We start from the raw sequence: 23,172 nt of genomic DNA, 5'->3' as shown, positions 1-23,172 counted from the left end.
ACCGACACCCGGACACGCTACGCGTATGGCGAGACGTTCCCGGACCGTGCCGAACTGGCGCCGAACCCGCTGCGCCGGAAACGTCTTCGCGCTGTCGGGCTGACCGCCGGCGCCGTTGTGGTGGCCATCGCCGCCAGCGCCACCACGGCCGTCGTCGTGGTGAACCAGTCCGGACATCCCGCCCCCGTAGCGCAGGTATCGAGCCCGGGTGTCGCCGGAAAACCTTCCCTGCCAACAGGTTCAATACTCGGACAGCCCGGTGCTGCGGCCCCGGTCGGCTCGGTTGAACAGGTGTCGGCCAAAGTGCTGCCCAGCGTGGTGCAACTGAAGATTCAAAGCGGGCAGCAGGGCGAGGAAGGCTCCGGCATCGTCCTGAGTTCTGACGGACTGATCCTGACCAACAATCACGTCGTGGCCGCCGCGGCGGCGACGTCGAGCAGCGGCGATCTGGCGCCCTCGGCCCCATCGCGCCGGGGACCGCTCACCAACCTTCCGCCCGGCATCCTTCCCGGCGAACAGCTGCCGGGCGACTATCAGGATGGTCGTGACGGGCAGGTGCCCAACGGCCACGACCGGCGCAGCACCCGGCCGTCCGCCCACTCCGGCGACGGCGTCAAGGCAACCGTGACCCTGGCCGATGGCCGTACGGTGCCGTTCACCGTCGTCGGCACCGACCCCGACGATGACCTGGCCGTGGTCCGGGCCCAGGGTGTCTCCGACCTCACCCCGATCTCCATCGGTTCCTCGAAAGATCTGAAGGTTGGCCAGAACGTCGTCGCCATCGGTTCACCCCTGGGCCTGAAAGGGACAGTGACAACCGGCATCATCAGCGCGCTCGGTCGCCCGGTCAGCACCGGTGACGACCAGAGCGGACAGCATTCGGTGATGAGTGCCATCCAAACGGATGCGGCCATCAACCCCGGCAACTCCGGTGGCGCACTCGTGGACATGAACGGTGACCTCATCGGTGTGAACTCGGCGATCGCTTCGCTGTCCGGCGGCCAAGACTCACAGGGCGGCGGACAGGCCGGCTCGATCGGCCTGGGCTTCGCCATCCCGGTGGATCAAGCCAAGCGCATCGCCGACGAGCTGGTCTCCACCGGCACCGTGCGGCATGCCTCGTTGGGTGTTCAGCTGGGCTCCGGTGACGACATGCCTGGCGCGGTCGTGGCGGGTGTGGTCAGTGGCAGCGCGGCGGCGACGGCCGGCCTGCCCAAGGGCGCCGTGATCACCAAGGTCGACAACCAGGTGATCGACGGTCCCGAGGCGCTGGTGGCCGCGGTGCGGTCCAAGGCGCCCGGCGACGCGGTCACACTCACCTACGCGGACCAGTCGGGAACATCGCGCACGGTCCAGGTCACCCTCGGGCAATCGGCAACGTGAGAGCGCCGAACCCGGGTGGCTAACGGGGCCACCCGGGTTCCGGCGACAATGAACGGATGGCTGGCCGCGACGACCTGACTGCGGTCGGGGAGCCCACCGGATCCACGGCGTGGAGTCCTGCGCCGTGGTTTCTGGCCACGCCACCGTCATCGAGCCCGGGAATGATTGCCCGTTCGGCCGTGCACCATGCTCTTGACCTGCACGTTGAGCAGTCCAGGGCCGTCGTGGTGCTTGCGCCGTCCGGCTTCGGCAAGACGGTCGCCGTAGGGCAATGGGCCGCAGCGCGGCGACAACAGCAGCCGGGTTCGGTCGGCTGGCTGACGGTGACGGAGCAGGCAGCAGACTTTCCCGAGCTGATCCGCGGCATCATGACGGCGCTGCGGCACGCCGCAGATGACGGTGACGACGCCCAGGTCCGGCGCGCCCTGGCGACCGCCTTCGAGCTGCCGTCTCCGGGACTGGTGTTCACCGCCCTGTCGACGATCCAGATGCCCGGCCCGGTCACGGTCGTGCTCGACGACTTCCAGAAGGCCATCGGCGTCACGCAGTCCGCGGAGTTCGTCGAGTTCATCGAGCACGGGCCGTCCTGGCTGCGATTGATTCTGATCACCACGGAGGCGCCGGAAGCCTTGCTCACCCGGCTGCGGGTACACGGTCAGGTGGCGGTGGTCGCGGCGGGCGAATTGGCTTTCACGGCTGAGGATGTGCATTCGGCCGCCGGTCATCTACGCAGGCAGGACCTCTCGGCCGGAGCTGCCGAACGCATCGCGCACAGCACCGGGGGCTGGCCCGCAGCCGTGCGGCTGGCGCTCCTGGATGACGAAATACCCAGTACTCCTGATGATCTGGATCTCAGCGAGTACATCCGTGCCGCCGTTCTGGGGCGGCTGCGCCCGGAGCTTGCCGACTTCGTGCTGGCCGCCACGGTATGCACGCGGGTGGATGAACGCTTGGCCGCCGCTCTCTCCGGGCGCGCCGATGCCGCGGGGCTGCTCGCCGAATGTGCGACGTCCGGACTGTTCATCGAACGATTCGGATCTGGTGAAGAGGCTATCTACCAATGGCATTCGATGTTCGCGCACGGCTGTGGCGAAGTGCTGCGGCAGTCGGACCCAGCGCGATGGAGCGCCTTGAATCTGCTGGCCGCACGCGCGCTGCGGGACCGCTATCCGTTGGATGCCGTTGAGCATGCCGTTCGCGGTGCAGACGGGCGGTTGGCCGCGGAGACGATCACCGACCACTGGCTCGAACTGCTGTTAGAGGCCAGATCTGTGGCGCTGGAGAGTGCGTGCATCCAGGTGGCCGAGGCGTTCGGCGAGACGGCCGACATTGCGATGGTGCGTTCCTGTTGCCGCGAGGTCGCCGGTGATCGCCTTGGCGCGCAGCTGCATTTCGACCGTGCGCAGGACCTGGCGCACGATCACGTCGAGTCTCGGCGCGTGCGCCTTGTCGCGAATCTGAGCCGCATCCTGATCTCCGACGACCACAGCACCATGGCGGGCGCCGTCGACGCGGTGTCCGAGGCTCTTACCGATCGGACACTGGTGCCCGACCGCGTGTATGCCTGCGCACTGTTCCTGGTGGGCTGGGCCGAAACCCGGTTGCGGCGCGACGTCGGCCACTCGATGCGACTGCTGGAGTCGGCGGCACAGGAGTGCCGTGCGCTGGGTCTGGCGACGGTCGCGGACAGGGCCACGGAGAGCCTGGCCTTCGCGTATGTCCACGCCGGACAGTTCGGCCGCGCCCAGCAGTCGCTGAGCATGGCAGAGGTTCCCTGGCTCTCTCACGAAGGCGGCGGGATATCCTGTTTCACAACGGGATTCATACAACTGTGGCAGGGCGAGCTGGTCGGCGCGCTCGAGGATTTCACCGTGGTGGATGCTGCGGTGGGGGAGGGCTATCCGAACATCGGGCGCATGATGTTGGTGTTCAGTGCCGCAGCGCTGTGGAACCAGGGGTGCGCTTTGTCCCTCCCGCAACTGGAGGCGGTGGCCACACGCATCGGCGAGGGAGACAACAGGGCCCTGCCGATTGGCAGTTTCCGTACAGCCGCGCTCGCGAGGATCGCCGAGATCCGGGGACACAACCACGAGGCCTTACGGCTGGCGGCAAGGCTCGTCGATGTGACGCCACTGCCGACCGCCTCTGCGATGGTTGCGGGTATATGCCGACGGCTTGGAGACGCCGATCTGGCACAAGCCCTGGCCGACAATGCACGTGGCGAGTCAGTGGCTCCCTACACGCGTGCCTACGCGGCTCTGGTGGGCGCCTTACTGGCGTGGGATCGCAGCGACAACAACGAGGCCCACCAGCTGCTGGAGGAGTCGCTTGCGCTGGCGGCCTCCGAATCCGTGCGTTACCCGTTCCTGGACAACGCCGATCAGTCGTGCCGTGAGCTGTTGGGGGCACACAGCTCGCGGACCGCGTATCCGGACTTTCTTGCCGATTGTCTGTTGGCCTGCGAGACAGGCACATCGGAGAACCCCGCCGCAGCACTTACCTCACGGGAGCGAGAAGTGTTGGCGTACCTGCGGACTCCGATGACCGCGGCGGAGATCGCCGCGAAGCTCTCGGTGTCCGTCAACACCCTCAAGACACATCAGCGATCCATTTACCAGAAACTGCAGGTATCGAACCGCCGCGAAGCCATCGGCATCGCGCCGCACTGACGCTGCGGTGCAACACCTGATCACAGGGCCGGCAGCACCTGCTGGGGGAGGCTGCGGTCATTGTCACCGGGCGCCGCGTCGACGACTCCCGCACCCGTGAGGCGGTTGACCGCCGTGACCACCGCGTTGGTGACCGCGGTGAGTCCCTGGTTGAAAGCCCCCAATGCCCAACTCGTGGCGCTGGCCAGTGGCGAGAACACGGGCACTCCGGAGGAGCCCACCGCGTCAAGCTGCCGTCGTACCCCATTGACACCATCGACGATTCCGTCGAGCAGCGGGCCGGCGGGCAGGCTGATCACCGAACGGATTCCGAGCCGCAGCCGGGTGAGCAGGTCCGGATAGTGGTTGGCGTTGACCATGTCGCTGATCGCCGTCTTGCGGTTAGTCGGGGTACTGGCGTGGTCGGCGAGCGACCGCAGGTCGGTGCCGTCGGAGTCGGGAAGCGACGGCACTCCCAGTAGCCCCAGGGCGGTCGGGGTGATGTCGTCGATCCCGAACGCCGGATTGATCTGGCCGGGTTTGAAGCCAGGGCCGCGGGCGATCACAAAGGTGGATGTCTCGTTGGGAGACTGGAATCCATGCCCTACACCCAATTCTGGACGGTGTCCGTGATCGGTCACCACCAGCACCGTCCACTTCTCGCCGGTCGCTGCTTCCCGGGCCCGGACCGCGTCCATGATGGTGCCGACGTTGGCGTCTGTGCGTTCGAGTGCGTCGATGTACTGCTGAGATCCGCCGCCGTAGAGGTGGCCGGCGTGGTCCACCTGGTCTAGATGGGTGAAGAGAAAGTCGGGGCCGTCCTTCTGGATTGACTTGGCGACACTGGCAGAGGTTTGCGCATCGAGTTGGCTTTCGGAATCGTCACCGGCGATAGCGGGTGTGCGGACAACCTGGTCGGCGCCGATACCACCCTGCGCAATCTTCTCCAGCACGTTCCAGTCTGCTATCGATGCGGTTTTGAGTTCCGGTTTGGCCCTTTCGATCTGGGTGTACACCGAGGGGAATCGGGTGAAGTCGTTGGTGATGCCGTTGTTGGTCACGCCATGTTTGCTGTCCCATACGCCGGTCAGGATCGTCGTCCATGAGTCCGCGGAGATGGTGGTATGCCCGGCGATACTTGACACGCCAGTGGTTCCCTCTTGCATCAACTCGTGGAAGTTGGGTGTCTGCGCGTCAAGAATCTTGCTCATGTTGGTGCCGTCAACACCGATCACCAGCACCTTGTTCACGGGTTCCTGAGTCACGGTGTCGCCGGCGCTTTCACCGCGCTTACGGGTGTTGACAGAGGTCGACGTGACGGAGCTGGTACCACCGGTGGGTGCCGGTGGATTGACTGGCACCGGAACGGGCGCGGGCGCCGGGGGTGCCAGCGGGGCGACCGGCGCGGGGAGGGCAGGTGCCACCGCCGTCGAGACGGGAGCCCGTGGCGTTAAAGCTATTGGCGCCAGTGCTACTTCGGGTGCGGCTGACTGGCGTCGTGGCAACTCCACTGTTGCCAGGTGCTGTGGTGCGACCGTATCGGTGAGGGTTGCTGTCGGCGCGCTTCGGGGGATGCTGACCGTAGCAGTGGTCTTGTTGATCAGCTCGCTATCCGCTGCGGTGTGAAGTGGCGTAGTGACGGCAGGATCAGTGCTTCGGGCGGAAGTTCTTTTGCCCGCCGGTGGTGTCTGTGTGTTAGGGGCGCCAGCGGCGGAGAGAAGTGATTCCGGTGCGGCGGTCTTGGTTCGAGGAAGTTGCGCCTCAAGTGCTTTCGGGTCGCTGGTCGCCGTGTCGTGACCTGACAGAGTCTGCGTGGGCGCCTTGGGTCCGTCGACTGGTTTGGTCCCGGTGGTTGCGTCGTGAGTCGGTTCGGACGCCGTCGTATGACCGGCATCTGTGTGCGGTTCGCGGGCGACGCTAGTTGCGCCCGCGGTACTCGGTTTCGCGCTGGTGAGAGTGTTGGCCCGCGGCGCCTGTGCGACATCGGGTTTATCGCTTGTGGCTGCGGCATTCCCAGACGACGGGGCACTGGGGGATTTCTGCTGCGCAGCGGCAGAGCTGCCAGGGCTGCCTGCACTGGATGAATCTGCCGCCTCGCGCGGATTGCGAGGGGTGACCGAGCGTTGTGAGTCCTTGGAGGACTTGGTGTTGACGGAATCTGTGGCTGTGGAACCAGCACCGGCGCGAGCAGTGGATTCACCCGAAGACGTCGCGCCCGAACCAGATTTCGCTCCGCTGGCCGACTCTGCCCCATGAACTCCGGCGCCGTCGCCGGAAGGCGCGGCCTGCGCAGCACTCGCGCCCACCAGGCATCCCGCCGCAATCAGCAGCGCTCCTGCGCTTGTCCGCAATAGCAATGTGCCCAAGTCGATCACCGGATACTCCAAACCACTCGGAAATCAAGAAGCTGTGCAATCGGATCACGGAAGTAGATAGCGACGATCGAACAAATGAGGGGAGTGGGTTTGGCCGCTAAGCGAAGTCGCGGTGAAGATTTGGCTGTATGCGCAACGGAATGCCGATGGGCGTAGTCGCGCAGCATGAATTCGTTGTGAGTTTAAGCAGCCTGTACTTTGGCGCTGTCATGCATACGGGTTGGTGACCAACAGCTCGCGTAGACGCGTGTACGTGGGTGAGGCCAGCAGATCAGTCCACACGCCGAATAGCGGCGTGGGCAGTCCTGCTTCTAGTGCACACCAACGCTGTTCAACGAATTTGTCAGGTTCCCTGCAGATCGGTTCGCCGGATTCCCAACGCGAAACGACCCACACCGTCAGAGAACACAAACCTTCAGGATGGACAGTTGTCGTGGCGCCGACGGCATGAGGATCGGCGATCCTCATGCCGGTTTCCTCCCAGACCTCGCGAATGGCTGCCGATTCCGGGCTCTCGCCCCGCTCGATCCAGCCACCTGGCACGGACCACGTGCCCGCACCGTGTGCGCCCCGTCGCCGACCCATCAGAAACCGGCCGTCTTTGACGACGAAGCAGCCCACACCGGGGTGCGGCCGGTCGCATATCTCAGGGATACGAGTCATCTGTCCCCCTCTCGGTGTACTGATATTGGTTTTCGCACACCGATTATCGGGGAATGGCGCCACCGGGCTCGGACTGGCCAGCTTCCCGATGGCCGGCCCGAGCCCGGCGGCATTTCACCCCGCGTACGAGCTCAGTCCCGCGCCCACGCTGCCTGTGCTTCCTTCTCCAGGTCGATGAAGGTCTCCTCGCTGACGTCGATCGCGACACCCTTGATGGTGCCCCCCGTGAAGGTCCCGGGGTGGGCGTACAGCTGCGAGACGTTGTCTCCGCTGTCGAAGCCGACACACAAGCCGTCGCCCGCCAGGGTGAACTTGCCCACCTGGGCCCGCATCGGGCCGTTGGCAACCGGCTTACCGTCGATGAACAGCGTTGTCGTTCCCAGGGATTCGCCGTACTGGCCCTTGTCCTTGCGGACGAATTCCATGCCCAGGGTGCGTTTCCCGGGAGACACAGGCGGTGAGACGAACACCTGCTCCGGCTTGAGCCCCAGGAAGTTGTAGACGTAGTGGAGCTTCCCGTCCTTGAGGAAAAGGGCATGTCCACCGAACCGCGAGCCGTGCGCGAAGATCACACCCTGTGAATCCTTGGTGGTCTCCACGTCGGCGATGATCTTGTAAGACCGGCCGCGGATACTGACCGCCACGCCCTCGGGCACGGGTGCGGTGTCGGGGTAGTAGATGTAGCGGTTGCGCTTGGGTTCGGTCGACGGCCGTTCGATGGTGAGCAGTTCGGTGGCCGATCGGTCATCGAGGGGCAGTACGAAGTTCTTGTCTGCTTCGTCGAACCACGCCGCGATCAACCCCTTGAGCTTGTCGGGGTACTTATCGGCCAGATTCGTTGACTCGGAGCGGTCTTCGTCGACGTGGTACAGCTCCCACTTGTCCTGGTCGAAGTGGCCCTTACCGCTGATCGGTGCATGCAGGGCCGCGGCCTTCCAGCCGTCCTCCCAGATTCCGCGGGTACCCAGCATGGCGTAGTACTGGCGCTTCTTGGTGGTGGGGGCATCGGCCTTCTCGAAGCTGTACCGCATCGAGACACCATTCACCGGATACTGCGTGACGCCGCGGTAGGTCTCCGGCATCTGCAGGCCCGTCACGTCGAGAATGGTGGGCACGATATCGGTGACGTGGTGGTACTGGTGGCGTACCTGGCCCTTGTCCTTGATGCCCTTGGGCCAGTGGATCACCAGCGGATCGCACGTGCCGCCCGAGAACTGCGAGTAGCGCTTGAACATCTGGAACGGCGTGGAGAAGGCCACCGCCCACCCGGTGGGGTAGTGGTTATAGGTGTCGGGGCTGCCCAACTTGTCCAGGTACTGCATGTTCTCGGACAGCTCATCGGGATAGCCGTTGAAGAATTTGTTCTCGTTCACCGAGCCGTTGGGGGAGCCCTCGCCGGAGGCGCCGTTGTCCGCGCAGTAGAACACGATGGTGTTGTCCAGCTGGCCGGTCTGTTCCAGGTAGTCGACGATCCGGCCGACCTGGGCATCGGTGTACTCGGAGAACCCGGCATACACCTCGGCCATCCGGGAGAAGAGGCGCTTCTCGTCGGCATTCAGGGTGTTCCACGGCCGCACGGAGTCTGCCTCGTTGGCGACCTCTGCGGGCATCGGGTTGAGCGGGGTGAGCTTGGTGTCCTTCGGGATGACACCCTTCTCGATCATGCGGGCCAGCACCCATTCGCGGTAGGCCTCGTAGCCGTCATCGAACTTGCCCTTGTACTTCTCGGTGTACTCGGCGGGGCTGTGATGGGGAGCGTGGTTGGCGCCGGGGCAGAACCACAGGTACCAGGGCTTGGACGGGTTGGTGGCCCGCTGATCCCGCAGCATCCGAAGGGCCTGATCGGCAAGGTCTTTGGACAGGTGATAGCCCTCTTCAGGGGTGTACGGCGGCTCGATGAACCGGTTGTCCTCGACCAGGTCGGGATACCAGTTGTTGGTCTCGCCGCCCAGGAACCCGTAGTAGCGGTCGAAGCCCTTCTGCAGGGGCCACTCGGACCGGCTACCGCCACCGGCGACGTCTTCTTCGGGCACATTGTGGTTCTTGCCCACCCAGAATGTGCTGTACCCGTTGTCCTGCAGCACCTGCCCGATGGTGGCGCACTCGGCGGGCAGCCGGCCCGCGGCGCCGGGAAATCCGTTGGAGGCCTCGGTGATCGACGCCGAACGGTTCACGTGATGATTGCGGCCGGTCAGCAGGCAGGACCGCGTCGGCGAACACAGCGCCGTGGTGTGCCATTGCGAGTACCGCAGCCCGTTATCGGCGAGGCGCTGCATCACCGGCATGTTGATACGTCCGCCGAATGGCGACCAGGCCGCCAGCCCGGTGTCGTCGTACAACACCACCAGGATGTTGGGCGCACCCTCCGGTGCGCGCTTCAATTCGTACGGAGTCCAGTCGGGTGTGGAGTCGCGCACGTCGAGGGCGATCTTCCCGTGGAAGTCCTCATTGGTCGGCCCGGTTCCCGGTGTACCGGCACCCGTCGCATGATCGGAGCCCTCAAACCCCTTGATCGCGGCGGTCGCCGCGGCGGCACCGACACCGGCGGCCGCGATACCACCCAGAATCGAACGCCGCGAGAGGCCTCCGCGTTTGTTGTTCTCGGTGGATTCGGCGCTGTCCCCGTTATTGGGTTCCATGTGTAGTCCTCTCGAGGCGAAGAATCTGGGTCTGCAGTGGCGTCACCGCGGCGCTATTCATCAACGTGATTCATTGTGTCTCGCCAAGATCCGGAAACGGAGGGTGATCGCGAAGATGGGCGTGAATATATGAATAGACATGCTTGCATCGACGCTAATGACAGGGGCGGAGGTGAGCATCACCCTTTTCGGGTGATTCTTCGGGGCAGTGCCGTGAAGGAACTCATCGCAGCGGAGGGAATCCGTGGGTACTGTCGAAGATGGCGTTGACGACAACTGCCGGAAGTCGATGTGATGAACCTTCCGCCCGCTCCTGCAGCGGCCGGAATACAGAAAGGTTTGAAACACATGGGAATTGCTGACGACGCAAAGAACACGGCCGAGGACCTCAAGGGCCGTGCCAAGGAAGCCGTTGGAGCTGCCACCGGCGATGAGGACCTGAAGGCCGAGGGCCAGCTTGATCAGGGGATAGCCGCGGTCAAGGAAAAGCTGACTGAAGCCGCGGACAAGCTCAAGGAAGGCGTGGACGCCGTCAAGGACAAGTTGACCGGGAACTCCTAGCCGTCGTCAGCTCATCTCCCTGTGGTCATCGCAGGGAGATGAGCTGATCGACAGGATCCTGAGGTAACTCACCGTCGACCACCGCGGACACGAACGTTCCATTCAGCACGATCTGCCCCCCGTGGTTGTCGAGGAACGCCGTGTCGGCGGCGTCGCGTCCGGTGGTGATACGCACCATCGTTTGTCGCGGCGCCAGGCAGGTAGCGTCCACCACACGCCAGCGATTGTCGACGACGGCCTCGGCTACGGCGTGGAAGTCCATCGGATCACAGCCGGGTGCGTACACCGCGACCAGCCGGGCGGGCACCTTGACGGCCCGAAGCAATGCCACCACCAGGTGCGCGTAGTCGCGGCAGACGCCGGCGGCCGCTAGCAGGGTATCGACGGCACCGTCGATGGGATCGCTGGATCCCGGTGAATACGTCAACCGTGAGCCGACCCAGGACGAGACCTTCTCCAGCAGAACCGTGGGTTCGGTGTGTTCACCGAATTCGGTTGCCGCGAAACCGTAAAACTTGTCGGCTTCGGCGTAGCGGCTCGGGCGCAAGTACGTCGACAGATCTGCGGCTTCGACCGGAACTTCGTCCGCCTGTCCGAGAATGGTTGCCTCATAGGTGACTTGGAGGTTGCCCTGCCCGACGTAGAGCCGATGGATACGGTTGCCGTGCTCGCCCGCGACCTCCTGGGCCTCGACCGGTTGTCCATTCAGCTCCAGCGACATGGTTTCCGTCACCTGCGCGCCGGGAAGCGGCGACACAGCGATCTGGAACTCCAAGGTTGACGGCGCCAAGATGTCTACGTCGAGTTGGGCTCGAACGTCACGTTTCATACAGATCCTCCGACAAGTCAATACCGCCACGTGCGTTGCCGTGGCGCGGAATCAGTCTGACATCGGAACCATGTATGTGCTTGCCGTCCCCATCACGGGCGCGCCGGTGGGTGTCACGACCGGGTGAGAGTTATGACCGGCTCTTCACGCAGCGGAATCCGATATGGGTGGTCGCGCTGTCCTGTGACTGGGGGGAGCGCGCTGCCGGGCGATAGCGGTGGCAGTACTCGGGCGCGCAGAGATGCGAGCCGCCCTTGAGAGCCTGTATCACCGCCGGGTCGGGATTTTCGGAGGGACTGCAGCATGATGGGGGCGCTTCGGCGCCCGGTTCGAAGCGCGTGGACGTCCATTCCCACACATTGCCGATCATGTCCAGAAGACCAAAGTCATTGGGCGGGAAGGTGCCGACGGGGGAGGTGCCGTGCCAGCCCAGCGCGCCGTCGCTACGGTACGGGAATCTGCCCTGCCACGTATTGGCCATCAGTTGGCCCCCGGGTGACACCTCGTCGCCCCAGGTATAGATCGTCGTGCTGCCACCGCGCGCGGCGTACTCCCATTCGGCCTCAGTGGGCAGCCGCCTGCCCGCCCAGCGGGCATAAGCCGCTGCATCGGTGTAGGCGACCTGCACAACGGGATGATCTGGGGCGCCGTCGATATCGCTGTCCGGCCCGAATGGCTGCCGCCAGCAAGCGCCGGGAACCCAGTCCCACCACTGTTGCCAGTCGTGCAGGTTCACCGGTCCGCCGGTGGCCCGGAACACCATCGCGCCGGGGACCAGGTCGTCGGGAGAGGCGCCCGGGTACAGCGCCGGGTCGGGTGCTTTCTCGGCCACCGTGACGTAGCCGGTCTCGGCGACGAAATCGGCGAACTGGGCATTGGTGACCGGGTGGCGCTCGATGGCGAAAGCATCGACCGACGCGGTGCGCTCCGGCCGCTCCTCCGGGTAGAAGTTGTTGCAGCCCATGAAAAATGGCCCGCCCGGCAATTCCACCAACTCAGTCAGCGGCCCGTCGACTCGATCCACCGGCGAGTCCTCCTTCTCGAGACGTCGCAGATGGCCGACCCTACCCACTAGGGCCTAGGTCACTTCCCGCGCCCGGCGTTATCGCCTGCGCCGGAAGATCACCCGAAAAGGATGATGGCGCGGAACCGATCGCTTCCTATCGTCGCAAGGGTGAAGGTCGGAGATGTCCGACCGCGCTGGGCCTTGCTCGGAGATCGGGCCTCAACCGGCTGGTGGTCCGGACGCGGCAACCGTTGATTGCCCGGCGTATCGAGAACGAAAGCTGGTTATGCAATCACCACCGCCAGATATCCATGATGCGCATTGGCAAACGTACGGTCGATGTCGGCACGCCTCCGTGGACCCGGAGCTGTTCTTCCCATGCGATCGCGAGCTCAGATCCGTGCGCCGTATGCGCGAACAACAGGCGAAAAGCATCTGCCGTCGATGTCCCGTTGCCGCGGTCTGTCTCACCTACGCGCTGCAGACGCGCCAGCCCTACGGAATTTGGGGTGGTGCCACGGAAACTGAACGCCGGCGTGGACAGCGCCCCAAACCGCCACCCGTGATGAGCCCTGAACGTGCGCAGCTCGCGGCGGGATACCAAGCCGGCGCCAGTATCCGCGACCTGGCTACCGCGTCCGGGGCCCCGTACTCCGCGGTCAGGAGAATCCTTCTTGCCGCCGGCGTCACCCTGCGTCCCTGTTGCGGGGCCGATCCCCCAATCGACTCGCCTCACCGTTCGGGCGCTTGACGATTTGCTGACGTAGTCGGGCGGAAGCCCCTGGATCGCGGCCTCAGCAGACACCCAGAAAATCCCTGTAGCCTGCCTAACGATCTGTAAACCTAACTGACATCTCGAGGTGTTCCATGACCGTCCGTCAACTACTTGCCGCGTCTGTCGTGGCCTCAGCCTGCGCGCTTAGCTTCCCGGCGGCGGCACACGCGGATGACAAGACGGTGACCTACGAAGTCACTTCCTCCACCGCGACTACGGCGAATGTGCAGTACTGGGACGGCACCGAGATGCAGCCCGCCGACGGTGTCACCCTGCCCTGGAAGGTCGACGCGCCCGTCGGCGATTTGTCTCGTGGCGCCAAGACGCCCAACCACGCGGAGATCAAGGCCGACTGGCGTTCCACCGCGACCCCAGACGCAGCGGTGACAGTGCGCATCTACCTGAACGACAAGGTGGTGTGCCAGAGCACGACCGGCACCGGAGAGGCCGACTGTAACTACGCGACCTTCTCCTCGTACCTGGACACGGCCCCGCCTAAGTCGTGACCCGATCGATGTGTGCGAGAAAGTGCGTGAGCACCGCCTCGGGCGCCTCGATCTGTGGCCAATGGCCGATGTTGTCGTCGAGCAGCACCACGTCGGGGTCGTGAATGACCTCGAGGTAGCGCTCGGCCATATGCAACCCGGAGTTCGGGTCGATCGGTCCGTCGATCATCCGCATCGGCACGGCGGTTTCACGCATGGCCCGCACCCATCGACTCCGGTTGTCATAGCGGTCGTTGATGAACCGGCCCACCTGATGGGTGACGCGAGCGCCGTCGTTGTACTCCAACACCTGCTGAAACAAAGAGAGCAGTCGTGGTGACGGTTTGGTGTCCGGACCGAACATCTCGCTGACGGCGGCATCCAGGATCCGGCGCGACAGCGGGGTGCCCTGGAACCGGCTCACCAAGTCGCCCAACGGTGTTCGAGACATCAAGGTCTGGGCGATACGGGGCCGGTAGGCCTCGATGAAGAGCCCGCCGTTGAGCCAGGTGACCGAGTCGATGGGCACCCGGCCGCGAGACTGCTCTTCGAACTCGAAGCGCGCCAACAACTCCTGGCCGACCGAGTTGCCCAGATCATGGGTGAGCAGGTGCATTCGCTCGATACCCAGATAGGACAGCAGCGCCTCGTGCATATCGGCGTGATCGAGAACTGAATATCCGTACTGAACGGGTTTGTCGGAGAAGCCCATCCCGATCATGTCCGGCGCGATGACCGTGAACCGCTGCACCAGCGTGGGCCAGATCAGTGCCCAATCCCACGAGTTGAAGGGATACCCGTGTACGAGTAACAGGGGAGGCCCACTGCCCTCAACGCGGTAGAAGATGTCGAAACCCAGGTAATCGAAGTAATGCCCGGCGACTTTCCATTCTTCGAGCTCGGCGTCCATGGCCGAACTATACCGATCGGTCCGTGGCGCAACCGTGTCCCAACCTTGAAGGATTCGAGAACAACATCAGCGAGGATGGTCTCGTGTTCCGTCTTGTGACGCTGCTGTGTGCGGCGATACTCGCCCTGGCGACCTCAACATCTGCTGCCGCGGAACCCTTCGTGCCCTGGTTCGCCCAGTCCGTCGGCAACGCGACCCAGGTGGTCGCGGTCAACGGCGCCGGCGGCTCGAAAGCCAAGATCGACGTGTTCCAGCGCAGCGGCAACGAATGGAAAGCCGTATCCACCGGGATTCCCGCTCACGTGGGCTCGGCCGGATTCATCGACAAGGCACGCGAGGGAGCCTCGGCCACCCCCAACGGCGTCTACTCACTGGACTGGGCCTTTGGCACCGCAGCGCCGCCCCCGAGCGGGCTGCGTTACCTCCAAATCGGGCCCAACGACTGGTGGGACGGTGATAGCAACAGCCCCACCTACAACACGCATCAGCAGTGCGCCAAGGCCGAGTGCCCGTTCAACACCGCGCAGAGCGAGAACCTGCCGATACCGCAGTACAAGCACGCCATCGTCATGGGTGTGAACAAGGACCGGGTTCCCGGCGGTGGTTCGGCCTTCTTCGTACACAGCACCGACGGCGGACCGACCGCGGGCTGCGTATCCCTCGACGACGGGATGCTCGTGCAGTTGATCGGCTGGCTGCGGCCCGGTGCGGTCATTGCCATTAAGGGTTAGTTACTAACAGGCGGTTTTCAGGTTTGACCCGCACCATGGATGAGTGCGCCCGATCCGCCTGCTGCCGCTGAGCGTTGTGCTGCTGGCCGGCGGGTGCGGCACCGCCCCCGAGGTGCATCCGGTCGCTGTGGTTCCGGCTGCCGCGGCACAGGCCACGCCGCCGCCATGGTTTTCCGAATCTGTCGGCACCGCAACACAAGTGGTATCGGTGCAGGGGACCGGTGGCGCCAAGGCCGTCATCGGCATCTGGCAGCGCTCGGGCAATACCTGGGAACCGGTCGAACAGAACGTGCCCTCCGATGTCGGTGCGGCCGGATTCGCGGCCACCGCCAGCGACGACAATCCGGCGACCCCCACCGGGGTCTTCAGCTTGGACTACGCCTTTGGCACCGAACCGTCGGTGGCGCACGGCCTGAACTATCTACAGGTGGATGCCGACGACTGGTGGGACGGCGATCCCGCCAGCCCGGGTTACAACTCTCACCAACGGTGCGCGCAATCCGCATGCCCGTTCGACACGTCGCTGAGTGAAGAGCTGGACGGATACCCCCGCGCGATCGTCATGGGCGTCAACAAATCACGCACACCCGGCGGCGGGTCGGCATTCTTCGTGCACGCCTCTGACGGTGGGCCCTCCGCCGGATGCGTGACACTCGACGATGCCGCGCTGGTACGACTCATCGGTTGGCTGCGGCCAGGAGCTGTCATCGCCATCACGGGGTAGCCGCATCCGCCCGAGCCCCTGCGTTCCGGCAGCTCCTCGGTAGGCTCGTCGCGTGCTGCTGTCCGATCGCGATATTCGCGCCGAGCTCGACGCCGGGCGTCTTGGCATCGAGCCCCTTGATCCAGCCCTCATCCAGCCGTCGAGCATCGATGTTCGGCTCGACAGCCTGTTCCGGGTGTTCAACAACACCCGCTACACGCATATCGACCCCAAACAACGCCAGGACGAGCTGACCAGCCTGGTGGAGCCGGACGAGGGTGAGCCGTTTGTGCTGCATCCCGGCGAGTTCGTGCTCGGGTCCACGCTGGAGGTCTGCTCGCTACCCGACGACCTTGCCGGACGGTTGGAAGGGAAGTCCTCGTTGGGGCGGCTGGGCCTGTTGACCCACTCCACCGCCGGATTCATCGACCCCGGCTTTTCCGGGCACATCACCCTGGAGCTTTCGAACGTCGCCAACCTGCCCATCACGTTGTGGCCGGGCATGAAGATCGGGCAGCTGTGTCTGCTGCGCCTGACATCGCCGGCCGAGCACCCCTACGGAAGTGCCGGGGTAGGGTCGAAGTACCAGGGGCAGCGCGGTCCGACCCCGTCGCGCTCCTACCAGAACTTCATCAACCCCTAGCTGGGGTAACGGGGAAACGCGCCGCACCGATACACAATCGGCAACAACTCGAACTTTTTGACGGCCTTGGCGCGTTTGTTCGGGTGACCGTCTCGATATGTAGCGGAGGATCTGACGTGGACGTCGTACTTGGTGTCTCGATGACACCGACGACTGCCCGGCTGGTGTTGGTCGAGGGCGCGGGTGCCGACGGCAGGATCGTCGACACCGACACCATCATCGTCTCCGACGGCGAAGGCACCGCCTCCGAACAGGTTCTTTCCGCGATCGTCGGTACCCGCGACGGGATGCTCGACGGCGGCCACCACCTGGTGTCCACCGGCGTGGTGTGGAGCGATCACGCCGAAGCCGCCGCGCTACGCGATTCCCTGGCCAGCCGCGGGATCGACGGTGTCGAATTCTTCTCCGCACTGCACGCCGGAGGCGCGCTGGCCAAGGCCGCCAGCAATGTCACCGGATACGACAAGTCGGCGCTGCTGGTGATCGAGCCGGAGAACGCGACGCTGGCGGTGGTCGACTCCGCCGACGGATCGATCGTCGGTCTGGCCAGCGAGCCGCTCATCACCGGAGTCACCCCCGGGGTACTGGCGAGCCTGGTGAACCCGCTCAAGGGCCACGACAACGCGCCCGACGGGGTGTTCCTGCTGGGCCTGGGCACCGATGTCTCCGACCTCACCGACCCTCTCGGCGAGGCGATCGCCCTGCCGGTGAACTCCCCGGACCAGCCCGAGCTGGCATTGGCCCGCGGCGCCGCGCTGGCGTCGGCGCAGGAACCGGATTTCGAGGCCAGCACCGCGCTGCTGGGACAGGCCTACTCGCTCGAGGGCCCCACAGGGACCGGCTTCGCGCACCCCGACGCCGTCACCGAGAGTGCCGACGAGTTCGGGGACGCCAAGACCGAACTGAGCGAATACGACGACCTTGATGACCAGCCCGCCGAACGCAAACCGTTCCTGCTGGTGGGGGCGCCGCTGCTGCTGGTCTTCGGCATCTGCTCGATAGCGCTGGCCGTCTCGCTGACCGTAACGGTGCGTTCCACGGTGGATCAGGGCCCGTCCTCACCGGACCGTGCGGTGGTGCAGAACCCGGTGCAGAATCCGCTGCCGCCTGAGGCGCCCAAACAAGCCCCGCCGCCGGTGGCCGAGGCGCCGGCGCCTGTCGCACCCGCGCCGGTGCAGCAAGTGGTGGCACCGCAGCGCAACCCCGTGCCGGCGGCAGCGAAGCCCGCCGCCCCTGCACCCGTGCAGCCCGCACCTGTACAGCCCGCACCCCAGGCCCCGGCGCCCGCGCCGGAGGCGCCCCCGCCACCTGCCGCACCAGCACCCGAGGAACCCGCGCCGGTAGCACCCCCACCGGCCATCGTGCCGGTGCCGATTCCGCTCTTCCCGCCTGTGTGGGAACAGCCGAGGCGCCAGGAGAATCCGTGGTGGGCACCCCCACGTAACCGGCCGACCTACACGCCGCCGGAGTACACCCCGACGTGGACACCGCCCGCTCAGACGCAGCAGCCGCCCATCATCTCGATTCCGGGCCTGCCTCCCATTGGCGGTGGAAACTCCGACGGCGGATCCCGTGGCGGCTCGCGCGGTGGCTCGGACGGCGGATCAGGTCGCGGTGGTTGGGGCGACAGCGGCTCGCGCGGCGGCTCCGATAACTCGCGTGGTGGCTCCGATAATGGGTCCTCACGCGGCGGCTGGGGCGATCAAGGCGGGTCTCGTGGTGGATGGGGCGACAGCGGCAGTTCTCGTGGCGGGTGGGGTGACAGCGGCGGCTCCCGCGGAGGTGGATCGGGCAGCGGATCCGGCGGCGGCTCCAACTCGGGTTTTCCCTGGCAGTTTGGCGGCCATTAATCCGTAATTCACAGTGCTTTTCGCCGTACATCCGGCGTTAGGACACCGATGGTGCGGCGTATCCAGGTTGCTAACCCTGGAGGCCTATATAGGCAGTATGAGATGCACCGTTTTCGGAACCGGATACCTCGGCGCCACCCATGCGGCCTGCATGGCCGAGCTTGGCCACGAGGTGCTCGGCATTGACATCGACCCAGGTAAGGTCGCCAAACTCTCTGGCGGCGACATTCCGTTCTACGAACCCGGCCTTCGAAAGATCTTGCAGAGCAACATCGCATCGGGTCGGCTGCGTTTCACCACGAGCTATGCCGAGGCCGCGGAATTCGCCGATGTGCATTTTCTGGGCGTCGGTACGCCGCAGAAGAAGGGTGAATACGGCGCGGACCTGAGCCACGTCCACTCGGTGATCGACACCCTGGTGCCACTACTGACCCAGTCGGCGGTCATCATCGGCAAGTCGACCGTTCCCGTGGGCACCGCACGCGAACTTGGTCAGCGAGCAGCTGGATTCGCGGCCGAAGGCGTCGATGTCGAGGTGGCCTGGAACCCCGAGTTCCTGCGCGAAGGCTATGCCGTCAAGGACACCCTGCATCCGGACCGCATCGTGCTGGGTGTGCAGCAGAGTTCTGACCGCGCCGAGAAGCTGGTTCGCGAACTGTACGGGCCGATCCTCGACGAGGAGGTTCCCTTCCTGGTCACCGATCTGGAAACCGCCGAGCTGGTGAAGGTTTCGGCCAACGCCTTCCTGGCCACCAAGATCTCGTTCATCAACGCCATCTCCGAGGTGTGCGAGGCGGTGGGTGCCGACGTCACCACACTGGCCGACGCGCTGGGGTACGACCCGCGCATCGGGCGGCGATTCCTCAACGCGGGCTTGGGTTTCGGTGGCGGATGCCTGCCCAAGGACATCCGGGCCTTCATGGCCCGCGCGGGCGAGCTGGGGGCCAGCCACGCCCTGACCTTCCTGCGTGAGGTCGACAGCATCAACATGCGCCGGCGCACCCGGATGGTGGAGCTCGCCACCAAGGCCTGCGGCGGATCGCTGCTCGGTGCCAATATCGCGGTGCTGGGTGCGGCCTTCAAACCCGAATCCGATGACGTCCGCGACTCACCCGCGCTGAATGTCGCGGGGCTGCTGCAGCTCAACGGTGCCGCGGTCAATGTGTATGACCCCAAGGCCCTGGACAACTCGCGCCGGCTGTTCCCGACGCTGAACTACGCCACCTCGGTGGTGGAGGCCGCCGACCGTGCCGACGCCGTGCTGCTGCTCACCGAATGGCAGGAGTTCGTCGACTTCGACCCGGACGAGCTGGCCAAGGTTGTGCGCACCAAAGTCATTGTGGACGGGCGCAATTGCCTGGACGCCGCCAAATGGGTCAACGCCGGATGGCGGGTGTTCTGTCTAGGCAAGCGCGTGGAAGAGCTAGCCCACGCCTGACCGGCGCGGGATATCACCCTTTACGGAATAGTCGCCTCCACCATTTCGCCTTGTGGGCCGACGACATGCCGATGTGCATGGTGTTAGGTGAAAAATGTTGCGTACGTACGAGCTGGGCATCTACTAGATTCAGCTTTTCCTGAATCCGCTGCATGGAGATCAGTTCCCAAGAAGGCAGTGTGCCTGGAGACGTGCGGCGCGGATAACGTTGCGGTGTGGTCGATCCTGCCGCCAGTGACACATGCTTTCGCCAGGGCATCCGGCGCCGGGGCTTACCTGCCGGTTTCCATTTCGCGGGTCTGGCGGTGTCAAACGCATCGAGCAGGGCGTCAGTAGCCGCGGCCAGAGTGGTGAGCGCGTCTGCGCTGAACAGTGCCCGCACTGCAGACGTGTCGGGACGATCGATCCTGACCGCCAATCGTTGTTCGGCCATGCTGGCAGCACCGATTCTGGCGGCAGCTTCATGCACGCCGAAGCCACGGTCAAAGAAGGTCGGACCGGGGCAGTTCACAACTAGCCAGTCGATGAGATGGAAAACGTGTGAAGCACGTCCAATACCTCGGTTCGGGCCTCGGGACGTTGAGCCGGCGACGGTGGCGTGTTGGAGCGCATCGAACAGACGAAGAAAATCATCTTCGTCGAGGTCGATGACTGCGCCGTCATGGAAGGCCTTCACCAACTCCATCACGTGTTCCCTGTCGGACTGCCCGGTGATAGCGAGGGGCTAATACGTCCGCCAGCCACCGTTGATCGGCTTGGGGGTTGCTGATGTGCTAGCCGAGTCCGACCAGAAGGCCTTGATGCTTACTGGCGCGTCGGGATCCTGGGTTTTCAACCAGGCCACGAACGCTTCCCTATCGGCTATCGCAGCACGCAGCAACGCCATGTGCGCGTGAATCTCGAACAGATGGGTGTTTTCCGGGACGACCGGCCCGCCGAGCACAATGCCGGGGGCGAATCCATAGACCTGGTCGAACTGCAGCGGCCCGAGACGCTTGGAGACACGATCAAACATGTACTCCTCACTATTGTCCAGAAAATCGAACCGATCCTTCTTCGCTGTCGCGAAGAAAGCTGTCAGTAACCCGTCAGTGTCTCTGGAAGGATCCATCAGCGATCCGAAGAATGCGGTTCCGTCAGCTGGGTCGAGGATGAGAGTGATGCCGTAGCCGGGTGTCCAGAACCAGACCTTGCCGAAGGCGCTGCGGGCGAAGGGTATGAATTGCGCGTCTGGAGGCAGTTGCGGATGTTGAAGGCCATCAAGGAGGATTTCGGTGGTTGTGGCCCACTCCATTGGGTCAATCAGCCAAATGACGCCGTCGCCAAACCCGGAGAACCCGAATTCCTGCCAGTAGGAAATCAGTGCGTTAGGCACTAGGCCTGTAAAGGTGTTGACATGCGTGTCGGTGCACGCTGGTCCTTGTACCGCTAACGGGAGCTTGGACAGGAAGTATTCGAAACTCTCGTCAGGCATTAGTAGCGGGCCTTTCGAGTTTGACGTTCAGGACCGCATTCGGGTCTTGGGTTTTCAGCCAGGCGATGAACGCGTCTTTTTCTTGTTTCGTCAGGGTAGCAAGGGCATTGTTGACCTGCCAGTCCCCGTAGGTGTAGGCATCCGGCGACCCCCCAATGGCCATGTCGGGGTTATGCAGCACCGGCTGTGGGATCAGTCCAGACTCTTTCGGGAACTGCTGAAGGGCATAATCTTGCGCCAGCTTCGCGGCTTCCGCGACGCCGTACCCGGCGCCAACAAGATCGTTCTGTGCCCGAATTTCCAACTCGTCCCGCAGCTTGTTGCGCAATTCGGTAGTTACTGGTCGGGGGTTAGTGGTGTTGTCGAGTGCCTGCTGCACGGTTTGTGTGTTGAATCCGTGTTGCCACAGATCAGCCTGGCGCGTCACTTCCGGAGCGTGCGCCGCATCGAGTTTCTCGGTGAACTGAGGTAGATCCAGGCTGTACTGGCTAGTGCGCGGTAGCTGGTCGGCGGGGACACCGTGCTGGGCGGCGATGTTAGCCAGATTCTGCTCGCCTTTGGCCCACTCCTGCGCGTCAAGGGCCGCACGGTGGATGCTGCGTGCCTCGTTGGCGATGTTGTTGGACAGGTCTTGGTCGCTTTGCGCCAGTTGCATGCCCTCTGCCAGGTTCTGCAGGGTGCGGGCATTGATGCTGGCTTCCTGAGACTTGATCGTCAATGCGCGCGCGTCGAGCTGGGTCTTGGCCAGATTGTGGGCAATGACGCGGGCATTGAACGCCGCCTGCCGAGTTGCGAGCGCGGCACCCTCGGCGTTGTAAGGACCATTGAGCGGCCACACTTTGAACAGCCACGATGTCGCGTTATGGGCCGTGATGGCCGCAGTGAGCGCCGCATTCTCCTGCTGTATCGGGCCGTTCTCGGTATTGAGTGCGGTGGCATCTTTGTTGTACTGATCGACCGCAGCCTGGAACTGCTGCTTCTCGGTTTCGAGAGTCTGCTGTTTTTGCTTGAGGGTCGTCTTGTCGGTCTCGATCTTTGTCTTCGCCGCACGGAACTCGGCGGCCCTTGCACTGGAAGCGCCGGGATCGGGCGCTGGGAGCGCATCACCGGCACTTCGTACAGACAGCCGTCGCGGGACGTCGTCGACTTCCTGGGCCATGGAACTTGCTGTTGCTTCTGCCGCACCGCGGGTCTCGACCGCGCCCGCTGCAAATGTTTCGGTGGCCCCCAGGGAGCGTGCGGCTAGAGGGGCGCTGTTCGCGGGTTCTTGGGTGACGGTATCTCCGCTGGCGTCACCGCGTTTACGCACGTCAGCCAGTGCCGAAGTGATCGAGCCTGTCGCACCAGGCGCTGTGGGCGCATTGGCGGGCACCACCGGCACGGGTACAGGTGCGGGCAGCGGGCGTACCGGGACTGAGGGGACCGACGCTGGCGGCGCCAGCGGATCCGCCGTCGCCTTCAGGGTTTCAGCCCGCGCGGCCACGTTGTCTTGAGTTCGGATCTGCAGGGTCGCCAGGTGGTCAGGAACCTTCACGTTCGTGACTGCTGCAGCGTCGGGTGCGGGGTGGCTGATCCGGACGGTCGAGGTCACACCAGGCTCGACAGCTTTAGCGGTGCTCTGCTTGCCCGAGTCCTTGCCGCCGGAAATTCCGTTGGACGTCGTGGCATTGGCATCTGCGCGGGCCGACGACGTATCAGACTTGTGTTTGGACGCTGACGCGCTGTGAGCATCGGTTGTGTCGGTGCTCTTTGTTGGCGAATCGGTTGCAGCCGTGACGCTGAGTCCGCTGCGCGCAGCTTGGCCGTCGGGTTGTGGTTTCGCCTCATGAGAAGCCCCAACGGGACTTTGAGAAGTCGACTGGCTGCTCGAGGGATTGGATTGGCCGGAGGTAGCGGGTTTGGGGTCGGTGAGTGCTCGCGTCTTCTTGGCAGGCGCCGCGTCACCAACAGTGCTGTGACCCGTGGCAGCGGCTGAGTCTGCCGGGCGTGACGCCGCAGGCTTCGGCGCCGTTCCCGCTGAACGAGCGGAAGCATCGGTGCTGCTGGGAGAGTCCACTCC

The 23,172-nt window shown here is 64.5% G+C and carries 20 protein-coding genes; 11 read left to right on the top strand and 9 right to left on the bottom strand.

What is annotated here, in order from left to right:
* The first annotated feature begins 99 nt into the window (after positions 1 to 99).
* Together BB28_RS21805 and BB28_RS21800 are read left to right on the top strand one after the other, a co-directional pair.
* The gene (locus BB28_RS21805; protein WP_046256066.1) at positions 100 to 1,383 is read left to right on the top strand and encodes a S1C family serine protease; all 1,284 of its coding nucleotides are present in this window, start codon (positions 100 to 102) and stop codon (positions 1,381 to 1,383) included.
* A 56-nt stretch (positions 1,384 to 1,439) separates the two neighbouring features.
* The gene (locus tag BB28_RS21800; protein WP_064393545.1) at positions 1,440 to 4,052 is read left to right on the top strand and encodes a winged helix-turn-helix domain-containing protein; all 2,613 of its coding nucleotides are present in this window, start codon (positions 1,440 to 1,442) and stop codon (positions 4,050 to 4,052) included.
* Positions 4,053 to 4,072: 20 nt separating this feature from the next.
* Here BB28_RS21800 and BB28_RS25165 read toward each other — a convergent pair whose 3' ends face one another.
* The 3 genes from BB28_RS25165 to BB28_RS21785 form a co-directional block, all read right to left on the bottom strand.
* Positions 4,073 to 6,406, bottom strand: coding sequence for an alkaline phosphatase family protein (locus BB28_RS25165; RefSeq protein ID WP_126315447.1), 2,334 nt, complete (start codon positions 6,404 to 6,406; stop codon positions 4,073 to 4,075).
* A gap of 207 nt (positions 6,407 to 6,613) precedes the next feature.
* On the bottom strand, positions 6,614 to 7,069 hold the full coding sequence (locus BB28_RS21790) for a nucleotide triphosphate diphosphatase NUDT15 (RefSeq protein ID WP_046255025.1): 456 nt from the start codon (positions 7,067 to 7,069) through the stop codon (positions 6,614 to 6,616).
* A 131-nt stretch (positions 7,070 to 7,200) separates the two neighbouring features.
* The gene (locus tag BB28_RS21785; RefSeq protein ID WP_046255024.1) at positions 7,201 to 9,708 is read right to left on the bottom strand and encodes an arylsulfatase; all 2,508 of its coding nucleotides are present in this window, start codon (positions 9,706 to 9,708) and stop codon (positions 7,201 to 7,203) included.
* A gap of 348 nt (positions 9,709 to 10,056) precedes the next feature.
* Between BB28_RS21785 and BB28_RS21780 the strand changes: the two genes are divergently transcribed.
* The gene (locus tag BB28_RS21780) at positions 10,057 to 10,269 is read left to right on the top strand and encodes a CsbD family protein (RefSeq protein ID WP_030097203.1); all 213 of its coding nucleotides are present in this window, start codon (positions 10,057 to 10,059) and stop codon (positions 10,267 to 10,269) included.
* Positions 10,270 to 10,294: 25 nt separating this feature from the next.
* Here BB28_RS21780 and BB28_RS21775 read toward each other — a convergent pair whose 3' ends face one another.
* Both BB28_RS21775 and BB28_RS21770 read right to left on the bottom strand, forming a co-directional pair.
* Entirely contained in the window at positions 10,295 to 11,098 is an 804-nt protein-coding gene (locus BB28_RS21775; RefSeq protein WP_046255023.1) for a transglutaminase-like domain-containing protein, read from the bottom strand.
* A 130-nt stretch (positions 11,099 to 11,228) separates the two neighbouring features.
* On the bottom strand, positions 11,229 to 12,062 hold the full coding sequence (locus BB28_RS21770; RefSeq protein ID WP_081252414.1) for a formylglycine-generating enzyme family protein: 834 nt from the start codon (positions 12,060 to 12,062) through the stop codon (positions 11,229 to 11,231).
* Positions 12,063 to 12,285: 223 nt separating this feature from the next.
* Here BB28_RS21770 and BB28_RS24775 point away from each other — a divergent pair, with 223 nt between their 5' ends.
* Positions 12,286 to 12,855: a WhiB family transcriptional regulator gene (locus tag BB28_RS24775; RefSeq protein WP_318278301.1), complete on the top strand. Its 570-nt coding sequence runs from the start codon at positions 12,286 to 12,288 to the stop codon at positions 12,853 to 12,855.
* A 116-nt stretch (positions 12,856 to 12,971) separates the two neighbouring features.
* Entirely contained in the window at positions 12,972 to 13,385 is a 414-nt protein-coding gene (locus BB28_RS21765; protein ID WP_046255022.1) for an MmpS family transport accessory protein, read from the top strand.
* Here the strand turns inward: BB28_RS21765 and BB28_RS21760 are convergent.
* Positions 13,375 to 14,274, bottom strand: a complete 900-nt coding sequence (locus BB28_RS21760) for an alpha/beta fold hydrolase (RefSeq protein ID WP_046255021.1) — start codon at positions 14,272 to 14,274, stop codon at positions 13,375 to 13,377. The genes BB28_RS21765 and BB28_RS21760 overlap by 11 nt on opposite strands.
* A gap of 23 nt (positions 14,275 to 14,297) precedes the next feature.
* On the opposite strand from BB28_RS21760, the gene BB28_RS21755 reads away from it, so the two are divergent.
* From BB28_RS21755 to BB28_RS21735, 5 genes are all read left to right on the top strand, one after another.
* The gene (locus BB28_RS21755; RefSeq protein ID WP_081252307.1) at positions 14,298 to 15,005 is read left to right on the top strand and encodes a L,D-transpeptidase family protein; all 708 of its coding nucleotides are present in this window, start codon (positions 14,298 to 14,300) and stop codon (positions 15,003 to 15,005) included.
* 43 nt (positions 15,006 to 15,048) lie between these two features.
* Complete coding sequence (locus BB28_RS21750) at positions 15,049 to 15,729, top strand: L,D-transpeptidase family protein (RefSeq protein WP_109550471.1); 681 nt, start codon at positions 15,049 to 15,051, stop codon at positions 15,727 to 15,729.
* 52 nt (positions 15,730 to 15,781) lie between these two features.
* Positions 15,782 to 16,351, top strand: coding sequence for a dCTP deaminase (gene dcd / locus BB28_RS21745; RefSeq protein WP_030097194.1), 570 nt, complete (start codon positions 15,782 to 15,784; stop codon positions 16,349 to 16,351).
* A gap of 116 nt (positions 16,352 to 16,467) precedes the next feature.
* Positions 16,468 to 18,201: a DUF7159 family protein gene (locus BB28_RS21740; protein ID WP_046255020.1), complete on the top strand. Its 1,734-nt coding sequence runs from the start codon at positions 16,468 to 16,470 to the stop codon at positions 18,199 to 18,201.
* 97 nt (positions 18,202 to 18,298) lie between these two features.
* A complete protein-coding gene (locus tag BB28_RS21735) occupies positions 18,299 to 19,639 on the top strand; it encodes a UDP-glucose dehydrogenase family protein (RefSeq protein ID WP_046255019.1) in 1,341 nt (446 codons plus the stop codon).
* Between the two features lie 13 nt (positions 19,640 to 19,652).
* Here BB28_RS21735 and BB28_RS21730 read toward each other — a convergent pair whose 3' ends face one another.
* Genes BB28_RS21730 through BB28_RS21720 form a run of 3 tightly spaced genes read right to left on the bottom strand, consistent with a single transcriptional unit; the run spans position 19,653 to position 22,647 of the window.
* Positions 19,653 to 20,324 (bottom strand): hypothetical protein, encoded by a 672-nt coding sequence (locus BB28_RS21730; RefSeq protein WP_046255018.1) that lies wholly within the window; start codon positions 20,322 to 20,324, stop codon positions 19,653 to 19,655.
* 39 nt (positions 20,325 to 20,363) lie between these two features.
* Positions 20,364 to 21,113 carry a GAD-like domain-containing protein gene (locus BB28_RS21725; RefSeq protein ID WP_064393544.1) on the bottom strand — a complete coding sequence of 250 codons (750 nt, stop codon included), beginning with the start codon at positions 21,111 to 21,113 and terminating at the stop codon, positions 20,364 to 20,366.
* Positions 21,106 to 22,647 (bottom strand): hypothetical protein, encoded by a 1,542-nt coding sequence (locus tag BB28_RS21720; RefSeq protein ID WP_126315444.1) that lies wholly within the window; start codon positions 22,645 to 22,647, stop codon positions 21,106 to 21,108. Before BB28_RS21720 ends, BB28_RS21725 begins: the two co-directional genes overlap by 8 nt.
* Before the next feature lie 4 nt (positions 22,648 to 22,651).
* Between BB28_RS21720 and BB28_RS25160 the strand changes: the two genes are divergently transcribed.
* Positions 22,652 to 22,840, top strand: coding sequence for a hypothetical protein (locus BB28_RS25160; RefSeq protein ID WP_126315442.1), 189 nt, complete (start codon positions 22,652 to 22,654; stop codon positions 22,838 to 22,840).
* Positions 22,841 to 23,172: the final 332 nt, after the last annotated feature.

Origin of the sequence: Mycobacteroides chelonae CCUG 47445 (assembly GCF_001632805.1) — a bacterium.
GTDB lineage: Bacteria > Actinomycetota > Actinomycetes > Mycobacteriales > Mycobacteriaceae > Mycobacterium > Mycobacterium chelonae.
The sequence above is the reverse complement of the archived record's forward strand: the minus strand, read 5'-3'. Positions and strand labels throughout refer to the sequence as shown.

Bases quoted from the DNA above. Each gene is read 5' to 3' on its own strand.
- BB28_RS21785 (WP_046255024.1), bottom strand. From the start codon at position 9,708: ATGGAACCCAATAACGGGGACAGCGCCGAATCCACCGAGAACAACAAA.
- BB28_RS21760 (WP_046255021.1), bottom strand. From the start codon at position 14,274: ATGGACGCCGAGCTCGAAGAATGGAAAGTCGCCGGGCATTACTTCGAT.
- BB28_RS21780 (WP_030097203.1), top strand. From the start codon at position 10,057: ATGGGAATTGCTGACGACGCAAAGAACACGGCCGAGGACCTCAAGGGC.
- BB28_RS21800 (WP_064393545.1), top strand. From the start codon at position 1,440: ATGGCTGGCCGCGACGACCTGACTGCGGTCGGGGAGCCCACCGGATCC.
- BB28_RS21725 (WP_064393544.1), bottom strand. From the start codon at position 21,113: ATGCCTGACGAGAGTTTCGAATACTTCCTGTCCAAGCTCCCGTTAGCG.
- BB28_RS21765 (WP_046255022.1), top strand. From the start codon at position 12,972: ATGACCGTCCGTCAACTACTTGCCGCGTCTGTCGTGGCCTCAGCCTGC.
- BB28_RS21775 (WP_046255023.1), bottom strand. From the start codon at position 11,098: ATGAAACGTGACGTTCGAGCCCAACTCGACGTAGACATCTTGGCGCCG.
- BB28_RS21735 (WP_046255019.1), top strand. From the start codon at position 18,299: ATGAGATGCACCGTTTTCGGAACCGGATACCTCGGCGCCACCCATGCG.
- BB28_RS21790 (WP_046255025.1), bottom strand. From the start codon at position 7,069: ATGACTCGTATCCCTGAGATATGCGACCGGCCGCACCCCGGTGTGGGC.
- BB28_RS24775 (WP_318278301.1), top strand. From the start codon at position 12,286: ATGTCCGACCGCGCTGGGCCTTGCTCGGAGATCGGGCCTCAACCGGCT.
- BB28_RS21730 (WP_046255018.1), bottom strand. From the start codon at position 20,324: ATGGAGTTGGTGAAGGCCTTCCATGACGGCGCAGTCATCGACCTCGAC.
- BB28_RS21770 (WP_081252414.1), bottom strand. From the start codon at position 12,062: ATGGGCTGCAACAACTTCTACCCGGAGGAGCGGCCGGAGCGCACCGCG.